Raw genomic sequence first — 18,988 nt, forward strand, 5'->3', positions numbered from 1 at the left:
TCATGCCGGGAATCTTCCTCAGTTACCGCAACATCGAGCGGTCGTACGCGCCGATGCTGGTCGATCGTGAACTCTCCCGCCGGTTCGGCCCGCAGAACGTGTTCCAGGCCGGTCGGTCCAATCTGCCGGCCGTCCACTTCCCGACCGAGATCGATCGCCGAGTCGACGAGTGCGACCTGCTGATCGCCCTCATCGACCGGCCGTGGGTGGGCGAGGACCTGCATCTGCTGCGGGAGCCCGGCGACTGGGTCCGAAGGGAAATCGCCCGCGCGCTGGCGCAGGGCAAGCAGGTGCTGCCCGTGCTGCTGGACGGGGCTGAGATGCCCAGGACGGCCGAGCTGCCCGCCGACATCGCGGCCCTGACGCGGAGAATCGCCCTGCGAATGCGTCCGCGTACCGTCGACACCGATCTGCTGCGGCTGATCGGTGAGGTGGAGCGGCTGGTACCCGAACTCGTCCTGGTGACCCTCATGGACCCGGCCCCGCCCAAGAGCGTCGGCGGGCCTGCCCTGCTCCGCGCCGAGCACCAGGTTCTCCCGTTCCGGCACCGCGGCGAACTCGACCTCCTGGCCGAGTGGTGCTCGGCGTCGGCCGGGCCCCCGGTCAAGCTGGTCGTGGGTGCCCTGGGCGCGGGCAAGACCCGGCTCGGGCTCCGCCTGGCCGCACAGGTACGCGGGTCGGGCCGACCCGGCGGGCTGCTGTCGGTGACCGCTCCGGCGGAGAGTCTCGATCGGCTGGGCGAGATCGGCAGTCCCTGCCTGGTCGTCCTCGACGATGCCGAGGCGCGTCCGGCACAGGTCCGCGCGGCGCTGCGCTCGCTCGCCGCCGCGCCCGAAGCCCCAGCGCGGCTGCTGCTGTTGGCGCGCTCCGGCGGTGACTGGCTGGACGACCTGCGCAACGACGCCGACGACGCGGTCGCGGACCTCGTGGACAGCATCGTGCCGCTGTCGCTGGCACCGCTGCGGCCGGCCGAGGAGGACTTCGCCACAGCCTGCGGCGCGTTCGCCCGGTATCTCGGACTGCCCCTCCCGCCCCTCCCCTCCGATCGGCCGGAGACATCCACCCTGCTCGAACTGCAGGCCGCCGCCCTCACCCATGTCCTGTCCCCCGACACGCCGTTGGACCGGCCTCTGCGCCGGATTCTGGGGTTGGAGCGGGCGTACTGGCGCAGGGCTGGGACAGCGTTCGGGCTGCCGGTGTCGAGCGATCGCGTCCTGGCGGAGGTCATGGCGGCGGTGACGCTGTTCGGTGCGGACTCCGAGCCGGAGGCGGATGGCCTGCTGGCCTCCCTGCGGGCGTTCCGGGGCGGGCCGGTGCATGCCGTCGACTCCTGCCGCGACCTCCTGCGTACGGTGCTGCCGGGGCCGGCTCCGCTGAATCCGCTGCAGCCGGAGCAGTTGGCTCAGGAGTTCGTGGCGGAGTTCCTTGACTCCGACCACCGGCTCGCGGACGTCCTGGACGGTGTCTCCGACGAGCAGGCACGGCGGGCGCTGCGGAGCCTGGGCCGGTGTCTGGAGCGTCATCCGCGGATCAGTGGTCCCGTCGAGGACTTCCTCGCCGCGGCCCCGGGCCGACTGCTGCCCCTGGCGTTGACGGTGCTGCCCTCCGTACCTCAACCCGAGCTCCTGGTCTCGGCCCTGTCCGGCGCCCTGGACCGCACCCCTCAGGGCGAACTGCCCGCCGTGGTCGATGCGTTGCCACTGCGCAGCGACACCCTCGCCAGGTTCGCCGTGGACGCGACCGAGCGCGCCCTCGGCGCACGGGACGCCGACGCGGGCGACTTCACCACCGCCCGGCTGGCCCGTCGGCTCTCGGTGCGGCTGACCTACCTCGGGGAGCGCCCCTCGGACGCAGTGGAAGCGGCTCGTTCGGCCGTAGAAGCCCTGAGCGCGCTGACGGTCAGCAAGTCCGCACACGCGGATTTCGGGACCGCGGGATCGGTCGACGCCGAACTGGCCGAGGCGCACGCCGCGTTGGCGCTGGCGCTCGATCTCGATCCGTCGTCCAGGGAGGAGGCTGTCGCGGTCGGTGAGACGGCCGTCACCCTGTATCGCGCGCTGCCGGGCGGGGACCGGCACGACGCGGCGCTGGCAACGGCCCTGCACAACCAGTCGATCCGGCTCCGCCGGGCCCGCGCGATGCCGGCGGCCCTCGCGGCCGCGACCGAGGCCCGCCGACTCGTCGAGCCCCTGCACGCGCAACGGCCGACGCGATTCCGGTCGCTGTACGCGGATGTCCTGGACAACCTGTCGATCGTCACCCATCTGACGGGCGACCCCCGAAAAGCTGAACGGCTCGGTCGCGAAACCCTCGCCCTGCGCCGCGCGTTGGAAGCAGCCCGGCCGGATGCCTACCGATCACAGTTGGCGGGCACGCTGTTCAATCTCGGTCTCCTCCTCACCGAGAACGAGCGAAAAGGGGCGGAAGCGAGACAACTGTGGGACGAGTCGCTCTCGATCTACGATGCTCTGTCCGTTCGTCGGCCGGGGCACTACGACGAGCCGCGTGACCGTGTCCGCGCCCACCTCCACCGTCGGAAGGCGGACCACGATGACTGACCATCTGGCCCGGCTGTGCTTCGAGGGGCTGGGCAGCACCGGCCGCTACACCCCGCACGCCTACACCCTGCGGCTCCAGGGTGTCGAGCAGTCCACCGACCACGTGGTCTACCTGCACGAGGTGCATCACGCGACGCTGAACGACGTCACCGCCTGGGGCAGCGCGCTACACGTCTACGCACGCCTCCCCGCAGCCACGGGACATGCCTTCGTCCATCTGCTGGACGCCTGCCGCACCACCCACGAATCGCTGGCCACGTTCGCAAGCGTGCGCCTCGCCGCCGCCCGGCACGGCGTGCTGGACGGCGTGCTGGCCGCGTATCCGGACTATGTGGGGCTGTACGACACGGCCACGCGTCTGGTCCGGCAGATTCCGGGGCCCGGTCGCCAGCAACTGGCGGTGAGCGCCCTGGCGCGGCTGTGCATGCAGACCCCGGTGCTCGACACCGTCGACGAGGTTGGTCTCGACGCGTTCCGCCTTGCCGACGTACCCGACGCGGACCGGCCCGACAGCCGCTGGAGATGGTTCGTCCGCCAGGGCCCGGCCGCGCTCGCCGCTGCGGCCGAGGCCGCCGATCGCATGCTTGCCGAGCGCTTCGGCCCGGCCGCGCTCGCCACCGACGGGCCCGACGGCGACCTGTACGAGTCGACGGCAAGCGTCCACGATGCCGCGTGGGACGCCTGGGAAGAAGCGGCGTACGAACATCTCCGGTCCCTGATCGGCGCGACGGGGGCCCGCACGCTGGACCTGAACGGCCATCGGGAGAGCTCTGAGGCGCTGGTCAGCTCGGTCGAGGCGGTCCACGGCGACATCGGGTTGCGCGTCCCGATGAGCGACGAGCAACGGCAGGACGACGCCGCCGTGGCCAGTTCGGTGCTCCAACAAGTACGGCACGACCTCTCCGCGGGTGACCGGCACCGAGCGCTGCTGCTGAAACGGGCGCCGGCCGACCTGGTGGACGTACTCGCGCGGCGGCCCGTCCACGGCGACCGGCCGGCGCTGATCGTGGACGCCCGACCGGTCCGACGGCTCGCGGCTCTCTACCGGTGGCCGGACGACACCCTGCCGGACCCCTCGGGCGAGCCGCTGGTCGCCGTACGCGCTGTCGTCGGCCACACAGAAGACGACACAGAGGACGGCACAGAAGACGGCACAGGTCCGGACAGGGTCGTCGGACACGCGCTCGTGCCGGAGCCCGACGCGCTGCCCGAACTGGCCGAGCGCTGGGGTGGTCGCGGCCTCCTCGCCGCCTGTGTGAGCGCGAGCTGTCTGCTCGACACCGCTTGGACGCGGCGCTGGGTGGAACCGCTCGGCGCCTTCGGCCCGCTGTTCGTACTGGCCGACGTGGAGCCCGACCGGTACGTCCCGGCCTGGGTCAGGGACGACAGACAGGTCAACGCCCTCACGATCACCGTCGAGGATTCCGGCCGCCGCCGCGCCGCACTCCTGTTCACCGCGGGCACCGCCTGGTGGCTGGTGCTGGCCGAGGACGTCACCGTGGCGCTCATGGTCGAGTACCTGGGCAGGCGGCTCGGTCCCCGGCTGAGTAGCGACCTCGCACCGTTCACACCGGTGCGTGCCGCCGCCACCGCGGTGATCGGCCATCTGCTCGCCACCGAATCGTTCGTCAGCTTCGACGCGGGGAGCGGCCATGTCTGATCCGCTCGACCCGATCCTCAAGGGTGCGGACGTCGACGCGCAGCTGCTGCGGCGCGCCGAGCTGGAAGCGGTCGGGCGAACCGTCAGCGGACTCGACCCGGACGAGTTCATCGACGCCGCCACGCAGGTCTGCGCCCTGTCGTGGGACGACGAACGCACCAGACCCCCGGGCTACTTCGAGATCCACGGCCAGAACTGGTGGATCGACACGTCCGGGGCCGAGAACCGGCGCGGACTGCTCCACGCCGTGACGGCGGCCGCGCTGGTGGACGCCCTCGGACTCCCCCGCAGCACCGCCTGGGTGGCCCGCGTCCTCACCGGCGTACTCTCCGTCCAATCGATCAGCGAGAGCGCGTCGACCGGGCTGTACTTCGTCCTCGAACGGCACGACGCGAGCCCGCTGCCGGACCACCTGGCCCATGACGTCCACCCCGGCGACTACGCCGAGTTCGCCACCGCGGTCGCGACCGCCGCCGAGGTGTTGTCCCTGTCGGTCGGCGGCTCGATCCGGTTCACCGACCCGCCCCGGCCCGCGCCATGAGCATCTCGTCGCCGGGCGCCGGCGAACCGCCGTACGACGTCTTCATCTGTTACGCGTGGGACGACTCCAAGCACTTGGCCGACGAGCTTCACCAGGCGCTGACCGAGGTCGGTCTCAACGTCTTCCAGGACCAACCGAGCATGGACGACTGGGACGAGATGGCCGCCGAGATCCGGGCCGCGCTCCTCTCCTCGCGCACGCTGCTCCCGTTGGTCAGTCCGGGTTTTCCGCGCAGCCCGCACTGCCGGCAGGAAGTGCACCTCGCGCTGGACTGCGCCTTCCGGCTGGGGCGTACGGACCGGGTCATGGCCGTGACGTCCGGGGTCCGGCCGGACGACATCCGGCCCAGTGAAGTCAGCCGGTACCGCACTCCGCTCCAGGGCAGGAGCGCCCGGGAACTGGCCGTCGGCATCGCCGAGCGGGTGCGCGCGCTGGCGGCCGAGGACGACCGCACCTTCGGCGACGCTCCCCTGCCGCCGTCCCCCGACTGGTTCCCCGAACACCTGCCGGGCAGCCGGCACTTCCACGGCCGGCACGCCGAACTGTGGGAGATCCACGAGGGGCTGCGGGCAAAGGAAAAGGCCCGGAACATGGGCCATCCCGTGGTGTCGGTCAGCGGTGTGGGCGGGCAGGGCAAGACCGCCCTGTGCGCTCAGTACGCCCGGCTGTTCGCCCTGGACCACCCTGGCGGTGTGTTCCTCGTCCGGCTCTCCGGCAGCGACCGGCGCGTTCGGGCCTCGCCGGACGCGGTGCGCGCCCAGTTCACGGAAGGGCTTCGTGCCATCGGGCTCAAGCTCGGGCTGAGCGCCGACGAACTGGGGGCGGACCGTCTGCCCGGGGCGCTGCGATCCAGGTTGAAGAAGCTCGCTCAGCCGTATCTGTGGATCGTGGACGACATCCCCTCCGGCTTCGACGAGGAACTGCTCCCCGAGTTGTGCGCGCCGACCGGGGACGGCAGGACGCTGCTGACCACCCGCGGACGGTTCTTCAAGGAAGTGTCGGCGGAGATCGTGCTCGGCGGCCTCGATCCGCGCGACGGACTGTCCCTGCTGACCGGTCACCGTCCGCCGGCGGCACGTGCGGAGACGAGGGCCGCGAGGCTCCTGACCGAACTCCTGCACGGGCACCCCCTCGGCCTGACGCTGGCGGCGGGGCTGACGACGCGGGACGACTTCGAGGGATACGCCGAGCTGTACCGACAGCTCGCGACGCCGGATCCGGAGGACGACCTTCTTGAGCTCGTCCAGTACCTGAGGGCGGAACTCCCCGCCGGGTACGCGCGGCCGTTCGCGGCGACCATGCTGCGCAGTTTCCGGGGACTCACCGACGCGGGCCGCGACGTGCTGTCCGCCGCCGGTGTCCTGGCGGCCGAACCGGTGCCGCTCCCGCTGCTCGACGAGATCATCGCCGGGGCCGGCACCTCCGGCGGACCGGCGAGCGTGGCCGACGGCCTCGCACACGCGGTGCGCCACGGACTGGCAGAACTGACGGAATCGCCGGAACGGACGGCCGGTCCGGACGCCACACCGGACTCCCGTGCCTGCACGGTGCACCCGTTGGTCGCCCGCGCGACCCGGGTGCTGAATCCACCGCCGACACGGCGAAAGCTTCGCGACGCGGCCGTGGTGGCGCTGACGCAGGCCCTCAGTGCCACGCGGCACTCGTTCACCCACCGTGCGGTCGCGCGCAGTCTGCCGCACGTACGAGCGGTGACGGGACTGCTGGCGGGCTCGGACCAGTGGGGTATCGGCTCCGACGAGACGTATCTGCTCGACGAGGCCGGTCGGGCGTACGAGCAACTGGGCGACGGGGAAGCCTCGTTGCGGCTCTACGCCCCGCTGGCCGAGGCCTGCGAGGAAGCACCGGAGTGCGACGAGTACACCCGGCTCGTCGTACGGCTCCATCTCGCGTCGGCCCACTTCCGGTACGGGCAGTTCTCGGCGGCGCGCAGTCTCCAGGAGGACGTCGTGTCCCGGATGCGAGACCTGCTCGGGCCCGCGGCACGGGAGACCCTCACCGCTCAGGACAACCTGGCGAACACCCTCGGCGCCCTCGGCGAGCACGAGGCGTCGCGCCTGCTGCACACCGAGGCCTACCGGGCGCTGCGGGACGGGACGGGACCGACAGACCTCGACACGCTGCGGGTCCTGGGGAACCTGGTCATCGCCGTCGGAAGGTGCGGCGACACCGACGCGGCACGCCGGCGGATGCGGCTGACCGCCGTCCGGTACGCCCGTGGGGCCCACGTCCTGTGGCGGCGCGCCGCGAAGGCCAAGGGGCCGGAGTCCTGGGAGGCACTGGGCGCGCTCGACATCATGAACACCCTCGGGAAGAACCTTCTGGCGCTGGGTGAGAAGGACGAGGCGCGTGACGCCTTCCGCACGGTGTGGGAGGGGCGGCGAGCGGTTCTGGGGGAACACCACCCGGACACCCTCGACGCCTGGGAGAACACGATCATCGCGGAGGAAGGTCTGTCGTGACATCGGAACAGAACGGTGTCGCCGGGAGCGGGAACCCCTTTGTGGCCGTCTACGCACGACGGCTCGATGTGCAGGGCGCCGAACATCCCGGCACCGTGGCGACGCTGCTGAACGTGCTGGGACATGGGCTGTCCCACTCCGCCGGCCAGGACGCGACAGCGGCGGACCGACCGGTGCCGAGCGAACTACCGCCGGGAACCGGCCCGGAGGGGGTCAGGCTGGAGGGGGATCACGTCGACCTGCTGGCGGAGGCGCTCGAACGGGCCGTAGCGCTGCAGGAGGAGGAGACGGCGAGCCATGGGCCCGATCACCCGCGGGCGCTGCTGGCGACCTGTCTGCTCGCGCACGCGCTCGCCGCCGCGGATCAGTTGGACGGACAGCTGGAAGCGGCACAGGTGCTGATCGACGATGCCCATGACGGACTGGTCGAACTCGCGATGTCCCCGGGAGCCGTCGACCCCGACGCCGTGCGGATCGCCGAGGCGCTGCACCGGTGGATCCACGGACGGATCGAGGACGGCGACGAATCCGATGAATCCGACGAGTGACCCGTCCCCCTACTGGTCCAGCGTCGCCAGGTCCGCCGCGACCCTGTCGGCCTTCGCCGTGCCGAGCCCTTGGTACAGGGCCAGGGACTGCGTCCAGTGACTGCGTGCCGCCTCGGTGTCGTGGCGGGCGGCGGCCACGGCACCGAGCCGGTGCAGTGCCCGGGCCTCCTCGTAGGTGCTGCCGCAGCGTCGGGCGACGTCGAGTGCCCGTAGGTATGCCTCCCGAGCCCGGTCGTCCTCGCCCGCCCGGTGCAGGATGAGACCCAGAGTGCTGAAGCCCTTGGCCGCCTCCTGGTGGAGGTCCAGATCGAGGAAGCCGTCCAGTGCCTCCTCGACATGGCGTACGGCGTCGGCGAAGCGGCCCAGTCCCAACTCGTTGAGCGCGATGGCCCGCAAGGTGATGGCAATCTTCCGGGCTGCCGCCTCCTGCCGGTAGAAGTCCAGCGCCCGGTGGTTGTCCCGCAGGGCTTCCGCGTACTTCCCCTGCCCCCGCAGCATGACGGCCCGGTTGGCCAGCATGTCGCTGAGTCCGTGCCGGTCCCCCACTTCCTCGTACAGCCGCAGGGCGCACGCGTAGTGCTCGGCCGCCTCGTCGTGCCGGCCCCTCTCCAGCATCGCTCGTCCGAGGTTGTTGTGGGTGGTGGCCTCCGCGCCCCGGTCTTCGGAACGCCGGCAGGCGGCCAGGGCGAGCGAGTGCGTCTCGATCCAGTCGTCCCAGCGCTTCGTCAGGAAGAAGTAGCCGCGCAGAACATAGGCCAGCTGCCAGCGCCGTGCGTCCAGCTCCGGTCGGTCCAGGCGGCACAGGGCCACCAGGTTGGGCCGCTCCTCGTCGAGCCAGTTCAACGCGTCGCCGTAGTCGTCGATCCGGGGCCCCGGTGAGGGCACGCCGTCGAGTGGCATTCGGTACCGATGTCTGTTCAGGACGCGGTCGGCCCGGTCGGCGGTGTGCAGGTAGTAGTCGAACAGGCGGCACAGCGCGGCCTGCCGGGCGGTGTCGTCGTCGAGGGCCTCGCCGAGTTCACGGGCGTAGACGCGCAGCAGGTCATGGATGTCGAAACGGCCGCAGGCGGACTCCGCGATCAGCTGGGCCCGCGTCAGCCGCATGAGCAGGGCTACGGCCGTGCGGTGGCCGGTGCCCGCACCGTGGCCGGTGTCTGTGCCGATGCCCATAAGGGCCGCCGCCGCGTACACGTCGACGCCGTACCCGGGATGGAGTCCCAGCGCGCGGAAGAGGCCACCGGCCTCGTCCCCCAGCCGGTGATAGGACCAGGAGAAGACCGTCCGCACGGCGGAGCGTGGGTCGTCGCCGGAATCGAGCACGTCCAGCCGGGTCCGTTCGTCGTCGAGTTCCGCGGCGAGCGCGGTCAGGGGGAGCGTCGGCCGGTCGGCGGCGTGCTCCGCCGCGATCCGCAGGGCCAGGGGAAGGCCAGTGCAGCGGCGCGCCAGTGACTCCGCGGCCCGGCGCTCCCGGGAGACCCGCTCGCCCAGGCTCTTCTCCAGCAACTCGAGCGCGTCGTGGGCCGGCAGCCGGCCCACGGAGAGGAGTTTCGCCGCGTACTGCACCGCCAGACCCGTCAGAGGCCGGCGGCCGGTGACGACCACGACCGAGGCGGACGCCCCCGGCAGCAGGGGGCGCACCTGCTCCTCGGACGCCGCGTTGTCCAGCACGATCAGCAGTCGGCGACCGCTGACGGCGGTCCGGTAGCGCGCCGCACGGTCCTCGAGCGTCGTCTCGCTCTCGGATCCCGTCTCGTCCAGCGCCCGGAGGAACCCGGCCAACGCCGCGTGGGCCGACACCGGTTCTTCAGGACCGTATCCGCGCAGATCGACGTACAGCTGTCCGTCGGGGAACGCGTCGACCACCCGGTGGGCCCAGTCGACGACGAGCGCCGTCTTGCCCACGCCCGCGGTGCCCGACAGCACGGCCAGGGCGGGCAGTGCGGAAGCGTCCGCCACGACGGCGTCGAGCCATGCCGACTCCGCTGTCCGGCCGGTGAAGTTCCCCGTCCCCATGGGGAGCTGTCGGGGTACCGGAGCCACGGTGCGCTCGGCATGGATGTGCACGTCGCCGCGGATCACTCCCGTCTGTACTACGGCGCCTGCCCGTCCGTCGAGCCGGTTCTCCACACCGGGCGGGTGCGGACCCGCCCTGTCGCCGCGCGCCATTGGTCCCCCTCCCACGGTGCCGGTGGCTCGGTCCGCTCCCGGTGAGGCTCAACTCCAGCGGCTCAGGACGGGCGTGGACGGGCCTTCCCAGACATACCCCTCGACGGGGATCGGCAGTCCGACGGTCACGTCGGCCGACGAACATGCCACCGCCGGACGGTGCCGGCTGCGTCCGCCGATGCCGCAGGAAACCGGCAGCTCCGCCCTCGGACACCGCCCGCCGGTTTGGCGACCGTGCTGCGGATCGGACCCGTGACGCTCGACATTCGACCAGGTCACCGAGTTGTTGCCGCCCCGGAAGGGGGATTGAGCACCAACATCGGGCGCCTCAGGATCAGGAGTGTTCCGTCCCCACCCGGCGATCCGGCGTCCCCAGTGCGCCGGCCCCGGCAGTGACGGTTCCCCGCGCGGCACCCGCACACACCGCCTCGCCCCCGATCCGGACAAAGCAAACATAAGGAGCTTATTCGTGCTGACCTGGTTCACCGGGCGTCCGCTTCAACGGGTGCCGATACGCACACTGATCATCACGGTGCTCGTCACCGCTCTGGCCGCCACCCTCCTCGACGCCTCCTTCGGCAGCCGCCTGTCCGACGCGGCCCGGAAGACGTCCACCTCGGTCACGCAGCTCTGCGAGGGGACGGTCGACGCGGTCGAGGCCGCCTACCGCGCACAGGCACGACCGGTGGCGAACGGGCCCGTCATCCAGAGCGCGGCCTACGACTCCGGCTCCTCCACGGCCACGGTCTCCGCCACCTCGTACGCGCTCACCCCGCACCAGGTGACGGTCCTCGCCGCCAAGAAGAACGAGGCCGTCATCGACTGCAAGGGCAAGCTGCACAACGTGGCACAGGCCAAGTGGTCGTACCTGTCGGCGCGGGCGGTGGAGATCGCCGCGGACGCGGTCATCACCATCCTCGGCTCCACGCTGATCTGTTCGCTCACCGGTCCGGTCGGCTGCAAGTGGGGCGTGCGGTTCGCGTCCTTCGTCGGCGGGTTCGTCGGCGCGCTGGCCTTCCAGTACCTGACCGACGGCTACCTCAACTGGAAGAGCGTCGGCGGTGCCTTCTTCGACGCGACCGTCTCCATGCTGACCTTCTCCGGACTCGACAAGCTGGACGAGTCCTACGTCGGCAAGGGCGTCCGGGCCACCCTGCAGAGCGCCGGGCAGGCCCTGAAGTCCGTCGGCGCCCGCATCGGCAGCGCGGGCCCGGGCATGGTCGGCAGCATCAAGAACGCGCTGAACTACATCATGATCCACAACTGGGGCGCCTTCCCGGTCGCCTACAACGGCGGCGGTTCGATCGAGCCGGTCATCGCCGAGAAGCGCGGCCAGCCGATCGCCGGCGGAGTGCAGTTCCGCGTCCCCTCCCACGCCTCCGGCAGCGACGTGCACGACGACCTGTACTCCGGCAGCTACAACCGGCCGTACTACAACTGGACCGTCGCCGAGACCCCGCACATCAACCGTGACGGCGCCATCGGCTACCTGATCGGCCAGGGCAGCAACTGCCTGACCAACACCAGCTACAACGTCGCCCTCAAGCCCTGCAACTACAACGACTCCCGCCAGTGGTGGTACGCCGACGGCGACGAGCTCATGTCCTCCAACGGCAAGTGCCTGTCCGAGGACGGCACCCACCAGCAGCGGTGGGCGGTCTCCTGCGACGGACTCACCTACGCCGCGAACCCGGGCAACAAGGACGACCAGTTCCTGATCACCCCGCCCGGCGGCACCTACATCCCGGACACGGTCTTCAACTGGAAGAGCCACATCTCGGTGTACGAGCACGCGTAAGCCCCCGCGGTTCGGTGCCCGGCCCGGTGACCAACGTCACCGGGCCGGGCATTGTCGTCTCCTCGCTCGGTCGGTCATAGTTCGTGACCAAGATTGTTTTTAAGGGGATTTCCCGGGAGTTCCATTGGGTCGTCCAGAACGTCCGGTCGATCCAGGCGCCGGTCCGGTGCAGCTGTTCGCCCATGAACTGCGCCTGCTGCGGCAAAAGGCGGGCAGTCCCTCATACCGCGCGATGGCCCAGCGCACGGGCCTGTCGGTGTCCGCGCTCTCCCGCGCCGCCGCGGGTGAGCGGCTGCCCTCGGCCGCTGTGGTCCGCGCCTACGTGGAGGCGTGCGACGGCGACCCGGAGGTGTGGGAACCGCGCCGCAGCGCGGCTGCCGAGGAGGCCGCAGAGACGCGGGAAGCGTCCCCCACCGAACCCCACGGTGACGCCACCTCGCCGTACCGCGGCCTCGCCCGCTTCGAACCCGACGACCGCAAGCTCTTCTTCGGGCGCGAGCGGCTCGTCACCGAGCTGCTCGGCCTCGTGTGCGAGCGCCGGTTCGCCGCCGTGTTCGGCGGGTCCGGCAGCGGCAAGTCGTCGCTGCTGCGGGCGGGCCTGATCCCCGCCGTCCAGGAGGCCGCCGGGGAGCGCGGGCGCCCCGCGGTCGTACGGATCCTCACACCGGGTGAGACGCCCGCCGCCACCTACGGCCACCTGCTGACGCCCGGGGACGGCGACCCCGACAGCTGGCTGATCGTCGACCAGTTCGAGGAGGTCTTCACGATCTGCCGGGACCGCGCCGAGCGCACCCGGTTCATCGACCTGCTGCTGGCGGCCACGGAGCCGGACTCCCGGCTGCACGTGGTGATCGCCATGCGGGCCGACTTCTACGGGCAGTGCGCCGACCACCCCGGGCTCGCCGACGTGCTGCGCCACTGCGGGCTGCTGATCGGGCCGATGTCCGCGACCGAACTGCGGGAGGCGGTCACCGGGCCCGCCACCGTCGCAGGGCTCGTCGTCGAACGTGAGCTGACCGCCCGGATCGTCGAGGAAGTCGTCGGCCGGCCCGGCGCGCTGCCCATGCTCTCGCACGCCCTGCTGGAGACCTGGCGGCGCCGGCGCGGCCGTATCCTCACCCTCGCCGCGTACGAGGCGGCCGGCGGTGTCCAGGGCGCGATCGCCGCGACCGCGGAAAACGCGTACGGAGCGCTGTCACCCGGCCAGGCGGACATCGCGCAGAGACTGCTGCTGCGGTTGATCACGCCCGGCGAGGGGGTACCCGACACCCGGCGCTCGGTCACGCGCGCGGAACTGGACGACTGGGGCGACCCCGAACTCCCGGCCGTCGTCGAGCGGCTGGCCGCCGCCCGGCTGCTCGCCCTCGACGGCGACACGGTCGAACTCGCCCATGAGGCGCTCATCAGCGGCTGGCCGCGGCTCGGCCGGTGGATCGACGAGAACCGGGGGCGGCTGATCGCCCATCGGCGCCTCGGCGAGGACGTTCGGGCATGGCTGGACCTGGGACGTGACGGAGGGGCTCTGTACCGCGGGGTGCGGCTGGAGCGGGCGGTGGAGCTGTTCGGGACGCCGGGAACCGGATGGCGTCAGGCCCTCACCGCTCCCGAACGCGCGTTCCTGACCGCTGCCGTGCGGTCCCGCGACGAAGAGCGGCACGCGGTGAGCCGTACCCGGCGAAGAACCCGGCGGCTGGTCACCGCCGCCGCCGCGCTGCTCGCGGTCGCGCTGGTGATCGGGCTGGTCGCCTGGCAGCAGCACGACACCGAGCTGCAGCAGGAGCGGGCCGCGGCCGCCCAGCGGGTCGCCGAGGTGGCCGACAGCATGCGCACCACCGATCCCCGCACCGCCATGCTGCTGGGTCTGGCCGCCTGGCGGATCGCCGCGCTCCCCGAGAGCCGGGCGGCACTGCTCGCCGCACCGACCCAGCCCGAGCGCGACGCGTTCACGGATCCCGGGCCCGGGGGCGGCAGTGCCCAACGGTTCCTCGTCCGCTCGGGACGGGTCCTGCTGAGCGTCAGCGGCCGCACCTGGCACACCTGGAACACCGTCACCCACCGGGCGATCGCCTCCGGTCGGCTGCCCGTCGGCAGCCTGAGCATCGAGGCGGCGAGCCGCGACGGGAAGGTCCTGGCCCTCGACGACGACCAGGGCGTACGGCTGTGGAACCTGGCCACCGGCCGGTGGACCGGAACCGCGGCGAATGACGCGGGTGCGGAGAGTGACGCGGGTGTGGAGAGTGACGCGGGTGTGGAGAGTGACGCCGGGGCGGAGATGGACGCGGGGGCGGAGATGGACGCGGGGGCGGAGATGGACGCGGGTGCGGAGATCGCCACCTTCGACGCCGCTGCCGACGCCTATCTGCTCACTTCCGTCGACGAACCGCGCGTCGAGCTGCGCGCCCTCGCGGACGGCCGGCCACTGTTCCGGGCGTCGGCGGGAGCCGAGACGAACGTGGCCACCACGGCGGACGGCCGCCTGGTCGCCGTCTGCCCCACCCGCGGCGCCGTCCAGATCCACGACACGGCCAATGACCGTACGCTGTCCGGCGATTGGACGAACAACCCGGGGGCGGGCAGCTGCGGCGACGACACCTCCCGTCTCATGTTCGACTCCGGCGGACACCGGCTCGCGGTGGTCTCCGGCGCGGACGTGCGGGTGTGGGACATCGCGTCCGGCCGGGAGGCCGCCACCCTCGACGCCCCTGACTCCGAGTCCGTCGCGTTCAGCGCGGACGGCACCTTCCTCGCCGCCGCCGGCCCGGCACAACTCACCGTCTGGCGCCTGTCCGCACCCGACACCCCCGTCTTCCGCCACTCCCTCGACGGCCGCCGCATACGGGGCGACCTCGCCTGGGACCCGCACGGATCCGCACTGCGCTATCTGGAAGGGGGCACGGTCCACACCCTCGACCTGGGTCCGGCCGTCACCGCCGCCTGGCGGGACACGGCACTGGCCGACACACTGCTCAGCCCCGACGGCCGTACGCTCGCCACCGCCGAACAGCGGCCCGACGGCTACGTCTTCCGGCTCCTGGACCCCGCCACCGGCCATACCCTGCACACCCTTCCCACCGCCGCGTTCCCCGTGCCCGCCGACGGCGCCGGGCCGGTGACGGCCGCGGACACCCAGCCGCTGATGGCGTTCGGCACGGACGGCACGACCCTCGCCTACGGCCTCTCCGCGCTGGGCCGCGGCACCTCGGCACAGCCGCTGACGCTGTGGGACGTCCGCCGCGCCCGCATACGGACGACGCTGGACCTCGGGGCCCCCTCCTCACCGTCCGCCGCCGTCGAGGAACTCGCCCTGGGCCCCGGCGGACGCCGAGTCGTGGCCGTCCGCGACACCCCCGACGGCACGACGGACGCCGAGGTGTGGGACACGTCGGGCCACCGCAGACCCGCCCATCTCGGAGACCTCAGCACCACGGCCCTCGCACTGCGCCCCGACGGCGGCCTGCTCGTCGGCGGCGACCGGGTGGCGGCCCCGCCCTCCGGCCGCAGCACGTCCCGGACCCTGGGGCTCGGGCAGGAGACGGAGGCGGTGGCGTTCAGCGCGGACGGCTCCCGGGTGGCGGTCGGTGACGCCTCCGGCCGGGTCGCCCTGTGGGACGGCAGTCTCGACCACCGGCTCGGCGTCCTGCCCAACACCTTCCCGGACCCCGTCGGAGGCGGTGCCCCGGAAGCCGTGGCCGCGCTCGCCTTCAGCCCCGACGGCGCCACCCTCGCCGTCGCGGGAGACTCCGGAACCCTCCAGCTCTGGGACACCGCGAACCGGCAGCCCCTCGGCAGCGGCCTCACCACACCGGGCGACGCCATCGCCTCCCTCGCCTTTTCGACGGACGGCACCTCGCTCTACGCCACCAGCCGCCACGCGCCGGTGCAGCGCTACCCGGTGACCCCCGCTTACGCCGCCACCTGGATCTGCGCCCACACGAACAGGACGCTGTCAGTGGCCGAGTGGCACACGTACATTCCGGACGCGTCGTACCGGGACGTGTGCCCGGGCAAGGGTTGAGGACACGGCCGCGGCGAGCCCGATCCACAGGCGCATGAGCTCAGCGGAGCGCCCGGTGGCACCACGTCATCCCGAGGAAATGCAAAACTCGAATTCAGGACGGTCCCACGGCACGGCGGGCGGGTTCGCGAGCACGGTCCCGGTCCGCACCGCGCCGACACGGTGATAGAAGTCCTCGGCGGGAACGTGCGACACAACTTTGAGACGGTCGATCCCGGCGGCACGAGCCTCGGACTGCATGTGCGCGACGAGGAGCCGTCCGATACCCCGTCCTTGCACGTCGTCGGCGACGAACAGCAGGTCGAGCTCCGGCGGAGCGAGGACGAGCGAGTAGAACCCGAGGACCCGGCCTCCGTGCTCGTCGGCACCGACGGCCACGAAGGCGCGGTGGGCCTCGATGTAATCAGGGCCGACCCGGTAGCCCGCGACCGCGGCTGCGTACTTGCCCTCGTAGGCGGATGAGCCACGCACGATCCGCGTGAGCCGTTTGGCATCCCGCGCGATTGCCCTCCGTATCGTGATGGGCTGGCTGATCGGGGAAGTGCGTGGACTCATCGGGTGAGTATTTCGCACCTGGGAGTGCCTTCGTACGGCGGGTCGGAGATCAGCAATTCTTGTGCCGCCGGCCGGCCGGTAGGACTGTGCCGCGCCGTACCCTCACATGTTCGATTCTGCGGGGGTTCATGTGATCGCAACGGCCTTCACGTCTTCGCCGCGGCGACGCCCTGAGGCGCCGCGCCCGGCCCGGCAGCGGCTTCCCGTCGTTGTCGGGCGGGCCACGCAGCACGGGCTGGTGTTGGCCGCTGTCGCGGTGACCGTGCTGCTGTGTGCGCCGGCGTTGGCCGCGCTCGCGGCGCCTGCGGGGAGTTCGGCCCAGGCCGGGGGGCCGTGCGGCGGCCGGCTGCCGACCTCGAACGCGCAGGTGAGCATCAGCGCGTCGTTCCGGGCGGGAGGAATGGCCGTTGCCGATCGAGATGTGCGGGCCGCCGCGGAGCGGGTGTTCGCCGGGTGCCGCAGCGGACGTATGTGGGGCTGCCGGGCACGTCGCCGGTCTCCGTGACGGGGATCGACGGGGCGGGCCCACCGCGCGGTCCCGGGGAAGTGGGCTGCACCCGGTCGCGGTGCAGGACGGGGGCAGGTTCGGGCAGTTGTTGTCCGGGCGGTGGCCCGCCGACGCGGCTGACGCCCCGGCCTGTGCGTTCACCTCGCTTCCCGATGTCCGGGTCGCCACCGGGTCCGCCGCCCCCCGCGGCGGTGCCTCCCAGACGTTGCGGCCACACCGGCCCCACCAGATCGGCCGTGGACAACCCGTCCGCCACTTCACGCTGCGACGGCGAACAGCTCAGCCATCCGACCTCTGATGCAACTCATAAGCATGCGCTCCAATTTGACACTCCTCTGTGCCTCTCAAATCATCAAGACATCCGATGACCAGGAGCCGCCATGAGTACGTATCCAAGACGTCATGTCCTCGGTGTGACGGCGGGAGTTGCTGCCTCGGCCGCTGTTTCATTCGCCTCCGCGACCCACGCCCAAGCTGCTCAGGAAGTCGAACAGCGGAGCGGCGTGTGGGCTGCCGGGCGCTCCTGTTCCTGTCCCGCTCGACAGCCTCTACGACAACGACGGCATCGACACCGCCTCCGCGCGCGGCGGTGACTACGACGGTTCCGGCTACACGTTCCCCGGCGAGGGACTCCCGGCAGGCCAGGTCGTGGTGGACGGCGTTCCCTACGTCTTCCCGTCCTCGGCCGCTGGTACCAAGAACAACATCGTCGCGCTCGGTCAGCGCATCGAGCTGCCCAAGGGCCGCTACATGGCGGCCTACTTCCTCATGTTCCGGTGCGACGGGTTCCTCGACGAACAGCGGGTGCAGCGGCTCCAGTTGGGGCAGCAGTCGGCGTGACATGGCGGTGGAGGCCCGGCCGTGGAAGTCGACGGCGATGTCCCGCTTGTCTCCCAGCACCTCACGGACGGCGGCAACACGGGCGACGACCTCGGCGGTGCGGGCCGGGGTGTCGATCGGCGCGAGTTCGGCCGAGCCGTTCATCTTCACGGCGGTGAAACCCGCCTTCATCTGTTCCTCGGCCAGCTCCGCGACCTCGCTGGGCCGGTCCCCGCCGATCCAGGCATACATCCGGACGCGGTCCCGTACGGGGCCGCCGAGGAGGCGGTGCACGGGGACGCCGTAGGTCTTGCCGGCGATGTCCCACAGGTCCTGGTCAATGCGGGCGACGGCGCTGGAGAGGATGGGCCCGCCGCGGTAGAACCCGCCCTTGGTGAGCGCCTGCCAGTGGTCCTCGATGCGCAGCGGGTCCCGGCCGACAAGGTAGTCGGCCAGTTCGTGAACGGCTGCGCGTACGGTCTCGGCGCGGCCCTCGATCACGGGCTCGCCCCATCCGGTGACTCCCTCGTCGGAGGCGATGCGCAGGAACAGCCAGCGCGGAGCCACCAGGAACGTCTCAAGTCCGGCTATCTTCAAGGAGTTTCCTCGGGGAGCGGGGCGGTCGCGATGTCGTCGCGGTCTTGCCGGGCCTGTACGGCGGCCAGGTCGTGGGACGCCCGGGCGAGCAGGGAGTCCACGGCGACCGCCGCCGCGTCCGGATCGCCCGCCTCGACCGCGTCGAGCAGTTCCTGGTGCACGGGGATGGAGTCGGAGAAGTGCCGGGCGCCGTGCACGATCCGGTCGCGCACGCGCAGACCGGCCTCGATGACGACCTCCATCCGGCTGAGCAGTTCGTTGTGTGCCCCTCCAGCAGGGCGCGGTGGAAGGCCAGGTCGGCCTCGACCATCGCCTCCGCGTCCGTGCCGGCCGCCGCCCTCGCGTCGAGCGCCTGCCGCAGCGCGTCCAGGTCGGCGGGCGTGCGGCGGGCCGCGGCGAGCCGGGCTCCGGCGGGTTCGACGATCGCGCGGACCTCGGCGAGGTCCTCCAGGAACCCGTCGGTGGGGGCGCTGCTGCCCTGCCGGCGCAGCAGGTCGCTGTCGAGCCGGTTCCAGTCGACGCGGGGCCGGATGGTCGTACCGCGTTTCTGCTTCGACTCCAGCAGACCCTTGGCGGCCAGCACACGCATCGCCTCGCGCACGACGGTCTTGCTGACGCCGAGTTCGGTCTCGAACTTGACCGGGTCCACGACGGAACCCGGCGGGTAGTCGCCGCGGATGATGCGCCGGCCCAGCTCCTCCACCGCCTGGCCGTGCAGCCCCCTACCGGGTTGGGTCACCACG

At 71.8% G+C, this 18,988-nt stretch carries 10 protein-coding genes and 1 pseudogene; 7 read left to right on the top strand and 4 right to left on the bottom strand.

Annotation, left to right across the window (positions count from 1 at the left end; all coding sequences use genetic code 11):
• Positions 1–2: 2 nt before the first annotated feature.
• From AB0D34_RS27945 to AB0D34_RS27965, 5 genes are read left to right on the top strand one after another with little or no spacing between them, the layout of a single operon-like run.
• Positions 3–2,558 carry a hypothetical protein gene (locus tag AB0D34_RS27945; RefSeq protein WP_362666019.1) on the top strand — a complete coding sequence of 852 codons (2,556 nt, stop codon included), beginning with the start codon at positions 3–5 and terminating at the stop codon, positions 2,556–2,558.
• On the top strand, positions 2,551–4,218 hold the full coding sequence (locus tag AB0D34_RS27950) for a hypothetical protein (RefSeq protein ID WP_362666021.1): 1,668 nt from the start codon (positions 2,551–2,553) through the stop codon (positions 4,216–4,218). Before AB0D34_RS27945 ends, AB0D34_RS27950 begins: the two co-directional genes overlap by 8 nt.
• Positions 4,211–4,759, top strand: a complete 549-nt coding sequence (locus tag AB0D34_RS27955; protein ID WP_362666023.1) for a hypothetical protein — start codon at positions 4,211–4,213, stop codon at positions 4,757–4,759. Before AB0D34_RS27950 ends, AB0D34_RS27955 begins: the two co-directional genes overlap by 8 nt.
• Complete coding sequence (locus AB0D34_RS27960; RefSeq protein ID WP_362666026.1) at positions 4,756–7,239, top strand: tetratricopeptide repeat protein; 2,484 nt, start codon at positions 4,756–4,758, stop codon at positions 7,237–7,239. The genes AB0D34_RS27955 and AB0D34_RS27960 overlap by 4 nt, the downstream gene beginning before the upstream one ends.
• Positions 7,236–7,787, top strand: a complete 552-nt coding sequence (locus AB0D34_RS27965; protein WP_362666029.1) for a hypothetical protein — start codon at positions 7,236–7,238, stop codon at positions 7,785–7,787. Before AB0D34_RS27960 ends, AB0D34_RS27965 begins: the two co-directional genes overlap by 4 nt.
• A 9-nt stretch (positions 7,788–7,796) precedes the next feature.
• Here the strand turns inward: AB0D34_RS27965 and AB0D34_RS27970 are convergent, their stop codons facing one another.
• Complete coding sequence (locus tag AB0D34_RS27970; protein WP_362666031.1) at positions 7,797–9,953, bottom strand: tetratricopeptide repeat protein; 2,157 nt, start codon at positions 9,951–9,953, stop codon at positions 7,797–7,799.
• A 505-nt stretch (positions 9,954–10,458) separates the two neighbouring features.
• On the opposite strand from AB0D34_RS27970, the gene AB0D34_RS27975 reads away from it, so the two are divergent.
• Both AB0D34_RS27975 and AB0D34_RS27980 read left to right on the top strand, forming a co-directional pair.
• Positions 10,459–11,751: a hypothetical protein gene (locus AB0D34_RS27975; RefSeq protein WP_362666033.1), complete on the top strand. Its 1,293-nt coding sequence runs from the start codon at positions 10,459–10,461 to the stop codon at positions 11,749–11,751.
• 166 nt (positions 11,752–11,917) lie between these two features.
• Positions 11,918–15,766 carry a hypothetical protein gene (locus AB0D34_RS27980; RefSeq protein WP_362666036.1) on the top strand — a complete coding sequence of 1,283 codons (3,849 nt, stop codon included), beginning with the start codon at positions 11,918–11,920 and terminating at the stop codon, positions 15,764–15,766.
• 66 nt (positions 15,767–15,832) lie between these two features.
• Here AB0D34_RS27980 and AB0D34_RS27985 read toward each other — a convergent pair whose 3' ends face one another.
• From AB0D34_RS27985 to AB0D34_RS27995, 3 genes and pseudogenes are all read right to left on the bottom strand, one after another.
• Complete coding sequence (locus tag AB0D34_RS27985; RefSeq protein WP_362666039.1) at positions 15,833–16,321, bottom strand: GNAT family N-acetyltransferase; 489 nt, start codon at positions 16,319–16,321, stop codon at positions 15,833–15,835.
• Positions 16,322–17,108: 787 nt separating this feature from the next.
• Positions 17,109–18,245 carry a galactonate dehydratase gene (dgoD, locus tag AB0D34_RS27990; RefSeq protein WP_362666041.1) on the bottom strand — a complete coding sequence of 379 codons (1,137 nt, stop codon included), beginning with the start codon at positions 18,243–18,245 and terminating at the stop codon, positions 17,109–17,111.
• Positions 18,242–18,987: pseudogene (locus AB0D34_RS27995) on the bottom strand (FadR/GntR family transcriptional regulator). Before AB0D34_RS27995 ends, dgoD begins: the two are co-directional and overlap by 4 nt.
• Between the last annotated feature and the right edge of the window lies 1 nt (position 18,988).

The sequence above is a fragment of the Streptomyces sp. NPDC048420 genome (genome assembly GCF_040651535.1).
In the GTDB taxonomy this organism is placed as follows: domain Bacteria; phylum Actinomycetota; class Actinomycetes; order Streptomycetales; family Streptomycetaceae; genus Streptomyces.